The sequence below is a fragment of the Janthinobacterium agaricidamnosum NBRC 102515 = DSM 9628 genome (assembly GCF_000723165.1).
In the GTDB taxonomy this organism is placed as follows: domain Bacteria; phylum Pseudomonadota; class Gammaproteobacteria; order Burkholderiales; family Burkholderiaceae_D; genus Janthinobacterium; species Janthinobacterium agaricidamnosum.
This window is the reverse complement of the sequence record NZ_HG322949.1, coordinates 190,684-206,255: the sequence shown is the minus strand read 5'-3', so window position 1 is coordinate 206,255 and position 15,572 is coordinate 190,684. Positions and strand designations below refer to the sequence as shown.

The window sequence follows — 15,572 nt, the reverse complement described above, 5'->3', positions numbered from 1 at the left end:
TGCAGGCGGGACAGTCGGAAAACCTGCGCGGTGCGGCCCGCTCAATCGGCCCAGCGCAATTGCGCCAGCAGCGCTTGCATTTCATCCGGCGCAGGCAGCTCGGCGCCGACAGTGGCAGCAGAAACGGAAGCGGCGCCGCCGTCGAGCAGGCGCTGTACTTCGCGCCGGTGCGCCGCCGCCAGCTCCGGCGCGGCGCCGCCGCGCTGGCCGGACCAGCGTACCGACAATCCGTCGCCATCCAGCCAGGCTTCCACCGTCAGCGGATGCGGCAGCGCCAGCTCGGGCGCGATATCGTGCAGCGGATCGCTGGCGCCGATGGCGTCGAACAGACTTTGACCATGCTGCTGGCCGGCCCGGATGCGGCCCAGGAAATTGAAACCGACCCGGCAGGCGCCGTACAACGCCGCGAAATCGGCGCCCAGCAAGGCGCGCCGGTGATCGCGCAGCGCGCCGAAACCGATGCCGCCATGCGGCAGCTGCGCCAGCCGCCGCGCCAGCGCGGCCACCGTGTCGCCGCTGCGCACCCGCACCGGGAACGCGGCGGTGAACCAGCCTGTCGCGTCGGACACGTCCAGCGCCGCGGCCTGGCCCGCGACCGGGTCGCGGCCATGCCGTTCGCATTCGACCAGCAGTTCCGGCCGGCCAGCGCCCGCCAGCACATTGCCCAGCGCTTGCAGCAGCAGCGCTTCCAGCATCGCCAGCGGCGGCGTGGCGTCCGGCGCCAGCGGCAGCGACCACTGCTCGCGGCCGACGCTGGCGTAATCAGGGCGCGCCGACGCGAGCAGGTGCAGCCCGGCCGGCGCCAGCACGCCGCGCCAGTAGCCGGCCTCGGCGTCGAACGCGCCGGCGCCGGCCAGCCGGGCCAGTTGTTCCGACCAATGCAGGAACGTGGTCGCCGCCGGCCGCGCGGGCGCGCCCTGATAGGCGCGCTCGATCGCCGCCGCCAGGTGCTGCAGGCTGATCACATCGAGCCACAGGTGATGGCCGGCCAGCAGCAGGCTGGCCGCGCCGCCATCGCCGTCGCCAAGATATAAGGCGCAGACGAAGGCCGGGCCTTGCAGCGGATCGATGACGGCGCGCGCCGCGCCCATGAATTGCGCGCGCGGCTGGCCGGCGGCCGAACACAGGACCGGCACCGCCGCGTGCGGATCGAGCCATTGCCGGTCCAGTTCCGGCGCCAGGCGGGCGCGCAGCACCGGATACCCTTCCATCGCCTGCCGCAGCGCCGCCAGCAGGCGCGCGCGGTCGAAGCCGGGCGCCAGTTGCAGTTCGGCCGACAGCAGGAAACGGCGCGGCTGGCCGCCGGCCAGGTCGAGGAACCAGCGCTGCGCCGGCGCCAGCGGCGCTTCCAGCAACGGCGCCGCCGGGTGCTGCGCCTGCGCCGGCGGCGCGGCCAGGCGGCGCGCCAGTTCCAGCGGCGTGACCGCTTCCAGTATGTCGCGCGGTTGCAGGACGTAGCCTTCGGCGCGCAGCCGCGAAGAGATGCGCATCGCCAGGATGCTGTCGCCGCCGATCGCGTAAAAATCGTCGCTGGCCGCGACCGCGGCAAGGCCGAGCGCCTCGGCCCACGCCGCGCACACGGCGTCGAACACGGCGCCGCCGGCCTCGAGCGGCGCATCCGCCGCGCCGCCGCCGGCCAGCGGCGCCGGCACCGGCAGCAGCCTGGCGTCGACCTTGCCGGAGGCATTCAAGGGCCAGTCCGGCACCGCCGCCCACAGGCTCGGCACCATCGCCGGCGTCAGCTGGCGCGCCGCCAATTGCGCCAGCTGCGCCAGGTCGGCCCGGCCGTCGCCATCCTCGATCCACGCCGCCAGCCTGAGCGCACCGTCCCCGTTCCAGGCCGCGACGCGAACCCGCCGCACGCCCGGCAAGCTGGCCAGCACGGCCTCGACCTCGCCCGGCTCGATGCGCTGCCCGCGCAGTTTGATCTGCTCGTCGCGCCGTCCGGCATACACCAGCCGGCCGTCCGCCAGGCGGCGCGCCAGGTCGCCGCTGCGGTACAGCCGCTGGCCGGGACGGTCGCTGAACGGGTCCGGCACGAACGCCGCCGCGGTCAGGCCGGGCAGCGCGCGGTAGCCGCGCGCCAGCCCGGCGCCGCCCAGATACAGCTCGCCGATCACGCCGGCTTCGACCGGCCGCATCCAGCTGTCCAGCAGATGCATGGTCACGCCCGCCATCGGCCGGCCCAGCAGCGGATCGCCGGCGCCGTCCCATGCTTCCATCGATGCGCACACCGACGCTTCGGTCGGGCCGTAGGCATTGATCAGCAACCGCCCCGGGGCGCGCCATGGTTGCAGCTGGGCGGCGCCGGAACGCTCGCCGGCCACCAGCAAGGTATGCACGCTGTCCAGCGCGGCCGGCGCCAGCGACGCCAGCAACGACGGCGGCAGCGTGATGTGGGTCGGCCGGTGACGCCGCAGGTCCGCCTCGAAATCGATGTCCACCACGCCGCGCCCCTGTTCCGGCAGGCATAGCGTGGCGCCGGCGCCGAAAGCCATCAGCAATTCGGAGACGGCGGCGTCGAAGCCGAGCGAGGCGAACTGGTAGACCCGCGCCGCCGGATCGATGCGGCAGGCGCGCTGCTGCGCCTGCATCAGGTTGTGCAGGCCGCGCTGGCTGACCTCCACGCCTTTCGGCGTGCCGGTCGAGCCGGACGTGTAGATCACGTAGGCCAGCGCATCCAGGCTGGCGGCCTGGCGGGTGCGCGGGCCGGCTCCGGCCGCCAGCAGCGCGGCCGGCGTGGCCAGCGCCAGGCCGGTCAATGCGGCGCCGAGCTCCGTTTCGGCGATGACCAGCGCCGGCGCCGCCCTGTCGAGCGTGGCCCGCAGGCGCGCCGCTGGCGTATCGGCATCCAGCGGCAGGAAGGCGGCGCCGGCCTTCGCGACGCCCAGCAGGCAGGCCATCGTTTCAGGAGTGCGCCGCGCGCACAGCGCCACCAGCGTTTCCGGACCGATGCCGCGCTGTTGCAAGGCGCCGGCCACCCGTTCGGCCATCGCATCGAGTTCGCCGTAGCGCCATTGGACGTCGCCGCAAGCGATCGCGATCGCATCGGGCGTCGCGGCCGCGCTGCGTTCGAAGATTTCGCTGAAACTGGCGCCGCCGGCGGCGGCAGGAACGGCGGCGGCACCGGCAGCGCACGCCGGCAGCGCCGCGTGCAGCGCGCCGGCCGGCAGTTGCGGCGTCGCCGCCAGCGCTTGCAGCGTCGCCTGCAGCCTGGCCAGCAGCGCGGCACCCAGCGCAGTAGCGGAGCCGGCGCCGCGCAAGGCCAGCCGCAAACCGATGGCTGGCCCCGGCAGCACCGCCAGCGTCACCGGATAATGGGCCCGCTCGGCCATCTCGATGTCGCTCACCGTCAGCGTGCGGCCGGACAGCGCGCCGCGCGGATAATTTTCAAACACGTACAAGGTATCGAACAATTCATGGCCCGCATGGCCGGCCAGCCGTTGCAGCGCCGGCAGCGGCGTTTCGGCGTGCGCCTGCATCCGCACCAGCGTCGACTGGACGCGCCGCGCCAGCGCGATCAACGGCTCGGCGGGATCGAGCGCGACCACCATCGGCAAGGTGTTGATGGCCAGCCCGACCAGTTGCTCGATCCCGGCCAGCGGCGCGTCGCGCCCGGCCACGGTAACCCCGAAACATGGCACCAAGGTATCCGAAAAGGCGGCGACGGTCAGCGTCCAGGCGGTCTGGAACAGGCTGTTCAGCGTCAGGCCATGGCTTGCCGCCAGCGCGCCCAGCGCGTCGCCCAGCGGCTGCGCCAGGGTCAGGTCCAGGTCGGCGTCGGCGGCCGGGCCCGCCGCGCCGCTGGCCAGCCGGCTCGGGCTGGCCAGCGGCGCCAGCAGCTCGCGCCAGGCGGCCGATGCGGTGCGGCTGTCGCGCGACAGGCGGTAGCGCGCCAGCTCGGCCGGCGTGCAGGCGGCCGGCAGCGGCAGGTTTTGCTGCGCGTCGTACAGCGCCAATAAATCCGTCAGCAGCACCGGCAGCGACCAGCCGTCGACGATGGCGTGATGATGGGTCCAGCCGAAAGCCCAACGCTGCTCGTCGAGCCGGGCCAGCAGCAGGCGCATCAGCGGCGCCTTGTCGAGCGCGAACGGCTTGCGGTGCTGCGCCGCCAGTTCCTGGCGCAGCACCTGCCCGGCGCTGGCGGCATCCAGTCCGCGCAAGTCGACCTGGCGCAGCGGTATCCGTACCGCCGTCTCGATCTGTTGCCGCACGCGGCCGTCGGCTTGCCAGTAAAAACGCGTCCTGAGCGCGGCGTGCCGGCGCGTCAGCGCGATCCACGCCGCCTCGAAGCGCGCCGCGTCCAGCGCGCCGCTCAGCGTGCCGCGTACCTGGCCGAGATAGCTCGGCAAGCGGTCGCTGTCATCGTTGGCGGCGTGATACACCAGTCCTTCCTGCAGCGCCAGCGCCGGCAAGCGCGGGCCTGAGCGGTCCAGCGCGCCGGCCAGCAGCTCCAGCCGGGCCACGATCGCGGCCAGCCAGTTGTCCACCACGGCCGGGTCGTGGTGCGCACCGTCGTACAGCCATTGCAGATGCAGGCCGCCGGCGTCGGACCAGGCGATCAGGTCGTGTGCGAACGGCCGCCGGCCGTCGGGGTCGTGCAAGGCCAGCGCCGGCAGCGGCAGCACCTTCAGCGCGCCGCCCTCGGACGGCGCGGCGAAATTGCCCAGGTAATTGAAGGAAATCGCCGGCAATGCGCGGTCTTGCGGGGCCAGCGCCGGGCGGGCGCCCAGCCACTCGGCGGCGCGCGGCGTCCACAGCGCCAGCGCCTCGACCGTATTGGCAAGCCAGTCGAGCGGCTCGGCCTCCGGCGGCGCCGAGACGACGATAGGCGCGATGGCGGTGAACCAGCCCACTTCGGCGCCGGCCTGCGCGCCGCGCTCGTCCAGGTCGCGGCCGTGATGCTCCAGCGCCAGCGCAATGGCGCTCTGTCCGGCCAGTCCGGCGAGCGCCGGCGCCAGCGCCGCCAGCAACAATTCGTCGAGCCGCAAGCCGTGCCTGAGCGCGTCCTGCAACTGCCGCCACAAGGCGCCGCCGACCAGCAGGTCGCGGCGGCGCTGGTCGCCGTAGGTGCAGGCGCCGGCCGCGTCGAACAGCGACGGCCGCGCCTGTTGCGCGGTCTGCGACCAGAGCGCCAGCTGCTGCCGGTCGAATCCGGCACTGTCGCGCACGCGGCGCTGGCGCGACGAGGCCAGGCGCGCCTGGCCGACGGCGGCGCCGTCCAGCGCCGCGGCGACATCGCCCAGCAGCACATGCCAGGAGACGGCGTCGACCGCAAGGTGATGCACCAGCCACACCAGCCGGGCCGGCCGGGCGTCGATATGGACGCACACCGACAGCGCGCCGTCCGACAGGTGGATGCGCTGCTGCGCCAGTTGCGCCGCTTGCGCGTCATCGGCAGCGCCGGGCAGCGCCAGCCACAAGTGGCGCGGCGCGGCATGGTCCTGCGCGACGCTCCAGCCGGCGCCGTCCTGCCGCCAGCTCCAGAAGAATGCCGCGTGCCGGCGCACCTGCGCCTCGATCGCCGCCGCCACCACCGCCGGCGCCAGGCCCGCCGCCAGTTCCAGCACCACCGCCTGGTTCCAATGGTGGCGGTTGCTCAGTTCCAGGTCGAAGAACCACGCTTCGATCGGCGTCAGGCGCGCATCGAAACCGTCGCCGTCGTCGGCCGGCATGGCGGCCCGGTTCAGCGCCGGCGCCAGCGCGACCAGCGTCGGATGCTGGAAAATCTCGCGCGCGCTGCAGCTATAACCGTGTTCGCGGATCTTTGCCACCAGGCGCAGCGCCAGGATGCTGTCGCCGCCCAGCGCGAAGAAATTGTCGTCGCGCCCGATCGCCGGGCGCGCCAGGATGCCTTGCCACAGCCCCGCCAGCAACTGCTCCAGCGCACCGCGCGGCGCGGCGGCGCCGTCAACGCCGTCCACATCTTGCGGCAGCGTCAGCGCGGCGCGATCGAGCTTGCCGTTCGACGTCAACGGCAGCCGTTCCAGCCACACCAGCGCCGCCGGGATCATGTGCTCCGGCAGCCGCCCGCCCAGCCAGCCGCGCAGCTCCGCTTCCGCCGGCGTCGTCCCTGCCTCGCGCGGCGTCAGCCACGCCACCAGCCGCTTGTCTCCTTCACCGCCGACCTCCAGCGCCAGCACCACCGCGTCGCGCACCGCCCCATGCGCCGCCAGCGCCGCCTCGATTTCCCCCAGCTCGATGCGGTAGCCCCGTATCTTGACCTGCTGGTCGGCACGGCCCAGGTATTCCAGCTCGCCGTCGTCGCGCCAGCGCCCCAGGTCGCCCGAGCGGTACATGCGGCTGCCGTCGCCCGCGAACGGGTCCGGCAAGAAGCGTTCCGCGCTCAGCGCCGCACGGCCCAGGTAGCCGCGCGTGACGCCCGCACCGCCGACATACAGTTCCCCCGTCAGCCCCGGCGCCACCGGCTGCAGCGCCGCGTCCAGCAGATACAGCCGCCAGCCCGGCAGCGCGCCGCCGATCACGCTGCCGCGCGCCAGGTCTTGCGCCGCCAGCGCCCGGCTGGTCACGTGCACCGTGGTTTCGGTGATCCCGTACATATTGATGAATTCGGTCGCCGCGCCGTGGCGCCGGTACCAGTCGCCCAGCATCGCCGGCTCCAGCGCCTCGCCGCCGAAGATCACCCGCCGCAGCGCCAGTGGATGGCCGGCATGCAGCTCGGCGTCCACCGCCAGCAGCGAGCGGAACGCCGTCGGCGTCTGGCTCAGCACCGTCACGCGCTGCCGCGCCAGCAATGCATACAACGCTTCCGGGTCGCGGCTGGCCGCATACGGCACCAGCACCAGCCGTCCGCCCAGCAGCAGCGCGCCCCAGATTTCCCACACCGAAAAATCGAAGGCGTATGAATGGAACAGGGTCCACACGTCGTGCCGGTCATAGCCGTGCAGCGCCACCGCCGACGCCATCAGGCTGGCCACGTTGCGGTGGCTGACCACGCAGCCCTTCGGCTGGCCGGTCGAGCCGGACGTGTAAATCACATACGCCGCCTGCTCCGGATGGATCGCCGGCGCGCGCCAGCCCCCGTCTGCCGCCGCCGGCAGCGCATCGATGGACAGCACCGGCAATGGCAGCGCCAGCCCGGCCAGCGCCTCGGCGCCGGCCGCGTCGGCCAGCACGCAGCGCAGCTGCGCGTCGCCGGCCAGGTAGGCCAGCCGTTCGGCCGGATAGCGCGGGTCGAGCGGCACGTAGGTCGCGCCGGCGGCCAGGATGCCCAGCATCGCCGCCAGCAGCCCGGCGTGCCGTTCGCACGCCAGCCCGACCCGGCTTTCGGCGCCCAGTCCCAATTCGCCCAGCGCCGCGGCGACCCGGCAGGCGCTCCGGTGCAAGGCGGCGTAGCTGATCTGCGCGCCGTCGCTGTCGACCAGCGCCGTCGCCGCGCCGTCGCGCAGCACCTGCGCCACGAAGCCCGACCACAGGTCCGGCGCCGCGCCGGACGGCAGCGCATGCGGCTCCTGTGCCGGTGCGGCCGGCGCGTCGGCCAGCGCCAGGTTATCGGTGCTGCGTTCCGGATCGGCGCACATACTGTGCAGCCACTGGCTCCAGCCGGCCATCAGCGCCGCCGCCAATGGCGCGCCCAGCAGGCTGGAGCGGTATTCGAGCACCATGCGGGCCCGTCCGTCCATCGGTTCGATGCGCATGGCCAGGTCCGACTTGGCGCCCAGGTTTTCAATCGGACGCGGGACCGCGCGCAAGCCGTCGCCCCAGTCGTGCGCCATGCCGGTCGCGTTTTGCAGCGCGAACATGGCGTGTCCGAGTTGACCGCCGTATTGCGGATGGCGCTGCCGTATCAGTTCGTCCAGCTCTTGACGGGACAAGGGACCGGCGGCGAACGCGGCGCGCATCCGCGGCGCCAGCCGCCGCACTTGCTCGGCAAACGGCTGTCCATGCGCCAGCGTCAGCCGCAACGGCACGGTGTTCACCAGGCAGCCGACGGTATCGGCGAATTCCTGCTGCTCGCGATTGGCCACCGGCACCGCGATCACCAGGTCGGCGACGCCGTGCACGCGCCCCAGGAACAGCGCGAACAGGCTGGCCAGCCATTCGAACGGCGTCACGCCCGATTGCCGCGCGCGCAATTGCACGGCCGACCATGCAGGCGCGTCCAGTTCTGCTTCCACCGACGCCGCCACGGAATGCGGCAGCCGGGGATCGGCCTGGTCCAGCTGGCACGGCGGCGGCAGCGTGGCGAAGGTCTCGGACCAGAACGCCCGCGCGGCGGTATCGGCCGGCAGTCCGCGCCGCCACTCGCTCCAGTCGACGAACTGGTAGTCGGCCGGCGCGAGGATGGCGTCGCCGCCGCCGGCAGCTGCGCAAGCATGGGTCAAATACAGCGCCCGCAAGTCACGGCCCAGGATGGACAGCGACCAGCCGTCGCAAATCAGGTGGTGCAGGCCGAGAAACAGGATATGGCGTTGCGGCGCCACGCAGATCAGCGCGATATGCAGCGCGCCTTGCGCCAGATCGAAGGGCCGCGCCGCCAGTTGCCGCAGCAGCGCGTCGATGGCCGCATCGTCCGCGCCGTCGAGGGCGATGGTCCCGAGCGCAGGACTGGCGGCCGGTCCGATCACCTGCACCACGTCTTCGCCGCGCACGGCGAAGCTGGTGCGCAGCGCTTCATGGCGCTGCACCAGCCCGCTCAGCGCGGCGCGCAATGCCCGCTCGTCGAGCGTGCCGCTCAGCTCGATGGCCAGCGGGACGTGGAAAGCCGTGGTGCCTGGATCGAGACTTTCGGCGATCCACATTTCATGTTGGGTGCTTGACAGCGCTGCTTCGAAAGATGGCATGGAACCTGATCAATGAGAGGGAAGAACAGGCGGAACCGGAGTTCCGCCCTGGCCAGTGAAACGTCAGTGCACCGGTCGCCGCACGCGCGGGATCGGCGTCGCGCCGTCGCGCGGCGCGGCGCCGTCAATCGCGCGCGCCATGCCGGCGATGGTCGGGTCGGCCAGGAAGTCGCGCAGCGGCAAGTGCACCGCGAAACGTTCCCTGGCCCTGGTCACCAGGCGGGTGCCTGAAATGCTGTCGCCGCCGAGCGCGAAGTACGAGGCGCCGCGTTCGATCCGGGCGGTCGGCAGGCTGTCGCGCCACAGTTCGCGCAAGGCCAGTTCGGTGGCCGACCAGGCCTGCTCGCCGGCCGGCGCGATGGCCGGGGCAGTAGCCGGCGCGGTAGCCGGCGCGGCAGGCCGGGGCGATGGCGCGACGGCGCCGCCGCGCGGCGCCAGCTGGCGGCTGACGGTCAGCGTGTCGAGCGCCAGCTTGCCCGGCAGCGCCAGCGCGTCGTCCAGTCCTTCCGCTTCCGAGCCGACCAGCGCCGCCAGGCTGGCCAGGTAGACCAGCGCCATCCGGTTCAGCTCTTCCCAGTCGATCGAATCGCACTGGGCGATCAGCGTCAGTTCCAGCGACTGGTCGCGCGGATCGATCGAGAACTGGGCCAGGAACGGAAAGTCGGTCTGCTCGTGCACGTCGAGCGCCTCCAGCTCCAGCCGCGCGTCGCCGATCAGCGGATGGTAGGCGTGGAAATGAACGAAGTTGAAGGCCGACGAAAACGGCAGCCGTCCGCCGGCCAGCTTCTTGATCTCGACCAGCGGCAGCCAGCGCTGCTCCAGCAGGCGCGCCTCTTCCGCCGCGACCGACTGTATCCAGCCCGCCAGCGAGGCGTCGATGTCGACCTGCGCCTGCAGCGGCAAGGTGTTCAGGAACAGGCCGATGGCTTGCTCGGATTGCGCCACTTCGGGCCGGCAATGGGCGACATAGCCGGTGCAGACCGTGTCCGATTCGCTGATTTCGGCCAGCGCCAGGATGTGCGCGCCCAGCAGCACCGTTTTCAGCGGCACCGCCGCGCGCGCGGCCAGCCCCGTGGCGGCGCGCAGCAGCACGGCGTCGACCGGCACGCGGCAGCGGATCGGCAACTGGTTCTCGCCCGAGACAAAACGTTCGAAACCGTCGCTGACGGCGATGCCCGCCACGTAGTCGCGCCAAAAGCCTTGCAGCGCCGGATCCGCGATGGCGGCGCGCTCGCGCCGCACCTGCAGCTCTTGCAGCGCCGGCGGCGCGGGCAGGTTCAGATGCGGTTCGAGATAACTGGCCAGCAGGCGCGCGACCAGCGTCGCGAAGCTCCAGCCGTCGAGGATGGCGTGGTGGAATGCGCACGTCAGCCGGAGCCGGTCCTGGCCCAGCAGATGCACGGCGACCCGCAACAGCGGCGCGTGTCCGGTATCGAAGGCTTGGCTGCGCTCGGCGGCCAGGAAGGCTTCCAGCGCGCGGGCCTGGCCGGCGCTGTCGAGGCTGCGCAGGTCGATGACCTGGAACGGCAGCGTGGCGCTGGCATACACATGTTGCGACGGCGCCTCGCCCCGGCTCCAGTCGAACGCCGTGCGCAGCGCCTCGACCTGGGCCGTCAATTGCATCAGCGCGGCGCGGAAGCGGGCCTCGTCCCAGTCGACCCGCAGCAAGTAGGAAAACACGTCCAGGAAGATTGCGTTGTGTTGTTCCAGTTCGGAGTGAAACAGCATACCGCCCTGCAACGCAGCAAGTGGAAATGAACGTACCACGCCGTCCGCCAGCGGCGGCGACGGCGCCGTTTCGCCGGCGTGCGTGCTGGCATGCAACACCTGCGCCGCGCCGCTGCCCGCTTCGATGACAGCGGCCATCCGCGCTAGCTGCGCGTGGCGGTAAATCGTCGCCAGGCTGAGTTCGAAACCGTGTTCACGGACTTGCGCCACCAGGCGCAGCGCCAGGATGCTGTCGCCGCCCAGCGCGAAGAAATTGTCGTCGCGCCCGATCGCCGGGCGCGCCAGGATGCCTTGCCACAGCCCCGCCAGCAACTGCTCCAGCGCACCGCGCGGCGCGGCGGCGCCGTCAACGTCGTCCACATCTTGCGGCAGCGTCAGCGCGGCGCGGTCGAGCTTGCCGTTCGACGTCAACGGCAGCCGTTCCAGCCACACCAGCGCCGCCGGGATCATGTGCTCCGGCAGCCGCCCGCCCAGCCAGCCGCGCAGCTCCGCTTCCGCCGGCGGCGTCCCCGCCTCGCGCGGCGTCAGCCACGCCACCAGCCGCTTGTCTCCTTCACCGCCGACCTCCAGCGCCAGCACCACCGCGTCGCGCACCGCCCCATGCGCCGCCAGCGCCGCCTCGATTTCCCCCAGCTCGATGCGGTAGCCCCGTATCTTGACCTGCTGGTCGGCACGGCCCAGGTATTCCAGCTCGCCGTCGTCGCGCCAGCGCCCCAGGTCGCCCGAGCGGTACATGCGGCTGCCGTCGCCCGCGAACGGGTCCGGCAAGAAGCGTTCCGCGCTCAGCGCCGCACGGCCCAGGTAGCCGCGCGTGACGCCCGCACCGCCGACATACAGTTCCCCCGTCAGCCCCGGCGCCACCGGCTGCAGCGCCGCGTCCAGCAGATACAGCCGCCAGCCCGGCAGTGCACCGCCGATCACGCTGCCGCGCGCCAGGTCTTGCGCCGCCAGCGCCCGGCTGGTCACGTGCACCGTGGTTTCGGTGATCCCGTACATATTGATGAATTCGGTCGCCGCGCCGTGGCGCCGGTACCAGTCGCCCAGCATCGCCGGCTCCAGCGCCTCGCCGCCGAAGATCACCCGCCGCAGCGCCAGTGGATGGCCGGCGTGCAGCTCGGCGTCCACCGCCAGCAGCGAGCGGAACGCCGTCGGCGTCTGGCTCAGCACCGTCACGCGCTGCCGCGCCAGCAATGCATACAACGCTTCCGGGTCGCGGCTGGCCGCATACGGCACCAGCACCAGCCGTCCGCCCAGCAGCAGCGCGCCCCAGATTTCCCACACCGAAAAATCGAAGGCGTATGAATGGAACAGGGTCCACACGTCGTGCCGGTCATAGCCGTGCAGCGCCACCGCCGACGCCATCAGGCTGGCCACGTTGCGGTGGCTGACCACGCAGCCCTTCGGCTGGCCGGTCGAGCCGGACGTGTAAATCACATACGCCGCCTGCTCCGGATGGATCGCCGGCGCGCGCCAGCGCCCGTCTGCCGCCGCCGGCAGCGCATCGATGGACAGCACCGGCAATGGCAGCGCCAGCCCGGCCAGCGCCTCGGCGCCGGCCGCGTCGGCCAGCACGCAGCGCAGCTGCGCGTCGCCGGCCAGGTAGGCCAGCCGTTCGGCCGGATAGCGCGGGTCGAGCGGCACGTAGGTCGCGCCGGCGGCCAGGATGCCCAGCATCGCCGCCAGCAGCCCGGCGTGCCGTTCGCACGCCAGCCCGACCCGGCTTTCGGCGGCCAGTCCCAATCCGCCCAGCGCCGCGGCGACCCGGCACGCGCGCTGGTGCAAGGCGGCATAGCTGATCTGCGCGCCGTCGCTGTCGACCAGCGCCGTCGCCGCGCCGTCGCGCAGCACCTGCGCCACGAAGCCCGACCACAGGTCCGGCGCCGCGCCGGACGGCAGCGCATGCGGCGCCGCCGGCAGGCAGGCGGCGCGACCGTCGTCGGCGCCGCGGCCGGCGCTGTCGAGATGCGCCAGCCAATCGTCCAGCAGCGCCGCCGCCTGCTCTTCGGTCAGGAAGGACTGGTTGAAATACAGCTCGATATCGACATCCTGGTCCTGCCGGTATTCGCGCAGGTAAATCTGCAGAGGCCGTCGTTGTTCCAGCGGGCTGAACGCCGCGATGTCATGCGTGCAGCCGGGATAGGTGCTGGTGTAATCGTGGCGTTCGAACGACAGCGTCACCTGGATGAACTCGGCGCTGCCCTCGCGTTGTCCCCAAGGCCGCGCGATTTCATTCGGCGTGATGCGGGCGTGCCGGTAATCGGCGCGCTGCTGTTCGGCGACCCGCGCCGCCAGCGCCGCCAACGGCTGCTGCGGATCGACCGTCAGCGCCAGCGGCACTACATTGGCGAACAGGCCGATGGTCTGCTTGTGCTGCGCCGTGCGGCGTCCCAGCAGCGGCATGCCGAGCACCGGGCGTGCCACGCCGGTACGCCGCGCCAGCGTGGCCAGCAGCGCCGCGGCAATCCATGAGGCCAGCGTCAGGCCGGCGCCCTCGGCGGCCGCGCTCCACTGCGCGTAGCGGGCTGGCGGCACTGCGCGGGCGAGCGATCCGGCGGCCAGCTGGAACGGCTTGATCGGCGCGAACAGGCTGTCGGGTGCAACCGGAAACCGCTGGCGCCAATAGTCGGTGGAGCGCTGGCAGCCGCTGCTTGCCGACCATGCCAAATCTTCGGCCGTGTAGTCAAGGAACGACGGCGGCGCCGGCGGCGCCTCGTCCTGCGCGCCGGCGGCATGCCGCCTCATCAACAGGGCCATGTCCTGGAACATCAATGAAAAGCCCCAGCCATCGAGCAGCGCATGCGGCCCGAAGCATAGCCAGATATGATGCTGCGGATGCACGCGAATCAGATAGTTCTGGATCAGCGAGGCGTCGGCGCCCAGGTCGATCGGCGTGGCGAACTGCCGTGCGATGAACGCCGACGCCAGTTCCGCGGCGTCGTCATGCGCCGAATAATCGACCAGCCGGACCAGCGCCGCCGAGCGTTCGACCGGCCGGTGGCCAATCTGCTGGCCGTCGATCACGAAGCCCAGGCCGAACACGTCATGCCGGGCGACCAGTTGCGCCATGCAGGCGGTGAATCCATCGATATGCAGCGCACCGTGCATGGTGACGGTGCCGCCGGTATTGCCCAGCGCCGCTTCAGGATGCAGCAGGCTGGCAAGGATCAATTCGCGTTGCGCGCGCGTGACTGGCTGGGATACGGACATGACGATTCCAATGGTGAGGTGTCAATCAACTGCACCGGGCTGCCGGCTCAGGATTGCAGGTGTTTTCGGAGGCTCAGCGGACGCATGTCGGTCCACACTTCGGTGATATGGGCGAGGCACTCGTCCTTGCTGCCGCGCTTGCCGGCGTCAAACCAGCCCAGCGGCAACTCCCGGTACTCCGGCCAGATCGAATATTGTTCTTCGTGATTGATCACCACGATGTAGCGCTCCTGCGGCGCCGGCGATGCATTTGTGCTGGTCATGATGTATTGCGCTCTCATCAAAAAAATCGTTAACCTGGGGTGGGAAGGACAAAAATGCGGGAGCGCCAGCCAGCGGCCAGCGCTCCCGCACGGACCGGATCCCGGATTAGGCCGGTTTCACCTCGGCTGCCGCTTGCTCTGCTTCCTTGGCGGCTTTTTCCACTTCGCCGGTGTAGAAGCTGCGCATTTCGATCGGATCGAAATCGAGCAGCGTGCCGCCGGCCTCAAAATGGCTGATGAACACGCGGCCCAGTGCCACGGTGGTCGCATACGCGATCGCCGGCTGGGTCACGACGCCGAGCAGCGAACCGACCAGCGGAATCGCACGCACGGCCGAACCGACCACGCCCGAAGCCAGCGAGGTGGTGGTGACGCCGCCGACCAGCGAGCCGATCAGTGTCTTGATCCGTTCTTTTTGGAACGGAATGCCGTACTGGCCGGACAAGTCATAAATCATCTTGGCTTGCACGCCGGTCACGGCGGCGATGTCGAGCACGCTGAACGGCACCAGGCCCGCCAGCAGCGACCACTGCGCGTAGCGCACCACCGTGCGTTCGGCGCCGAGCAAACGCTGCGCGTCCCCGCTTAATGCCGCGCGAATCGGTGCTGCAACTTCTGCTTCACTCATTTGAACACTCCTTTAAGTAAATATTTCATGAAAAAATACTTCCAAGTCAGGATTCACTGCAGATGGCCATCAGCTAATTAGCGATCGCGCAAAAAATCTTATTTAATCGTAACATGGAAATATTAATAACAACAACGAAACAAATATTTTACGATAATGCCTTTCCCCGCATAGCCATAATAAATCCTGCGAAAATTTTTTTTATATGAATTTAATGAAGTAGTAAATTCGATTTATCACATAAATATTCATTGTTTGATCTAGATCAAAACGAAAGAAAATAACACCACGCCACCAGAGCGAAATCCGCGGTGCAGGATTCAGGGCGCAAGCCGCTCCTGCAGCGGTATGCGGGGCGCCGTCCGCTGCCGTTCCAGCCCCGGCAAAAGGTGCGGCAATCCGGCCCGAGGTGCGTGGCGGATGCCAGCCGACCGCCTGCAACCGGTTCCAGCTGCGGCCTGCTGCCGGAATGGCGCTGGCCAGCATGCGCCAACAGGGCAGTACCGCTATGCGCTGAGGATGGCTTTGGCCTCATTCAGATTTTTTTAGAATACTATTTCGATAGTCACTGAGAATTTATAAATTATTTAAATTGAAGATTCATACTCCATTAAAAAATATATTAATTAGATAATACTTCGAGGTACAATCATGGTAGGCTGCCAAGCCACACATTTCGTGCAACGGCACCACTGGTATGGTCGTTGTTGAGACTTTCTTTAAAAGGGAATCGCACGCATGTTTCTACCCATTTTCATGGCCGTCTATCTGCTTGGAGCGTTGATAACAGGATTGTTCGGCACTAGCCGCCGCATCGGTTTTATCGGCTTCTTTATTCTGGCACTGGTATTGTCGCCACCCGTGACGCTCATGCTGTTAGTATTAACCCGCCCCAAGCCTGTGGCCAAGCCGCTGTGATAGCGGGCTGCCCGCGCCATTCCA

The 15,572-nt window shown here is 69.9% G+C and carries 6 protein-coding genes; 1 reads left to right on the top strand and 5 read right to left on the bottom strand.

The window, feature by feature from the left end; all coding sequences use genetic code 11:
• Positions 1–41 precede the first annotated feature (41 nt).
• The 5 genes from GJA_RS00805 to GJA_RS27015 form a co-directional block, all read right to left on the bottom strand.
• A complete protein-coding gene (locus tag GJA_RS00805) occupies positions 42–8,804 on the bottom strand; it encodes a non-ribosomal peptide synthetase (RefSeq protein ID WP_081905192.1) in 8,763 nt (2,920 codons plus the stop codon).
• A 63-nt stretch (positions 8,805–8,867) separates the two neighbouring features.
• Positions 8,868–13,739 carry a non-ribosomal peptide synthetase gene (locus GJA_RS00800; RefSeq protein ID WP_038487679.1) on the bottom strand — a complete coding sequence of 1,624 codons (4,872 nt, stop codon included), beginning with the start codon at positions 13,737–13,739 and terminating at the stop codon, positions 8,868–8,870.
• Between the two features lie 47 nt (positions 13,740–13,786).
• Positions 13,787–14,002: an MbtH family protein gene (locus GJA_RS00795; protein ID WP_038487675.1), complete on the bottom strand. Its 216-nt coding sequence runs from the start codon at positions 14,000–14,002 to the stop codon at positions 13,787–13,789.
• A gap of 106 nt (positions 14,003–14,108) precedes the next feature.
• Positions 14,109–14,630 carry a YcjF family protein gene (locus GJA_RS00790; RefSeq protein ID WP_051780097.1) on the bottom strand — a complete coding sequence of 174 codons (522 nt, stop codon included), beginning with the start codon at positions 14,628–14,630 and terminating at the stop codon, positions 14,109–14,111.
• 201 nt (positions 14,631–14,831) lie between these two features.
• Positions 14,832–15,116: a hypothetical protein gene (locus GJA_RS27015; protein WP_144241395.1), complete on the bottom strand. Its 285-nt coding sequence runs from the start codon at positions 15,114–15,116 to the stop codon at positions 14,832–14,834.
• A 252-nt stretch (positions 15,117–15,368) separates the two neighbouring features.
• On the opposite strand from GJA_RS27015, the gene GJA_RS00785 reads away from it, so the two are divergent.
• Positions 15,369–15,548, top strand: a complete 180-nt coding sequence (locus GJA_RS00785; protein WP_038487673.1) for a hypothetical protein — start codon at positions 15,369–15,371, stop codon at positions 15,546–15,548.
• Positions 15,549–15,572: the final 24 nt, after the last annotated feature.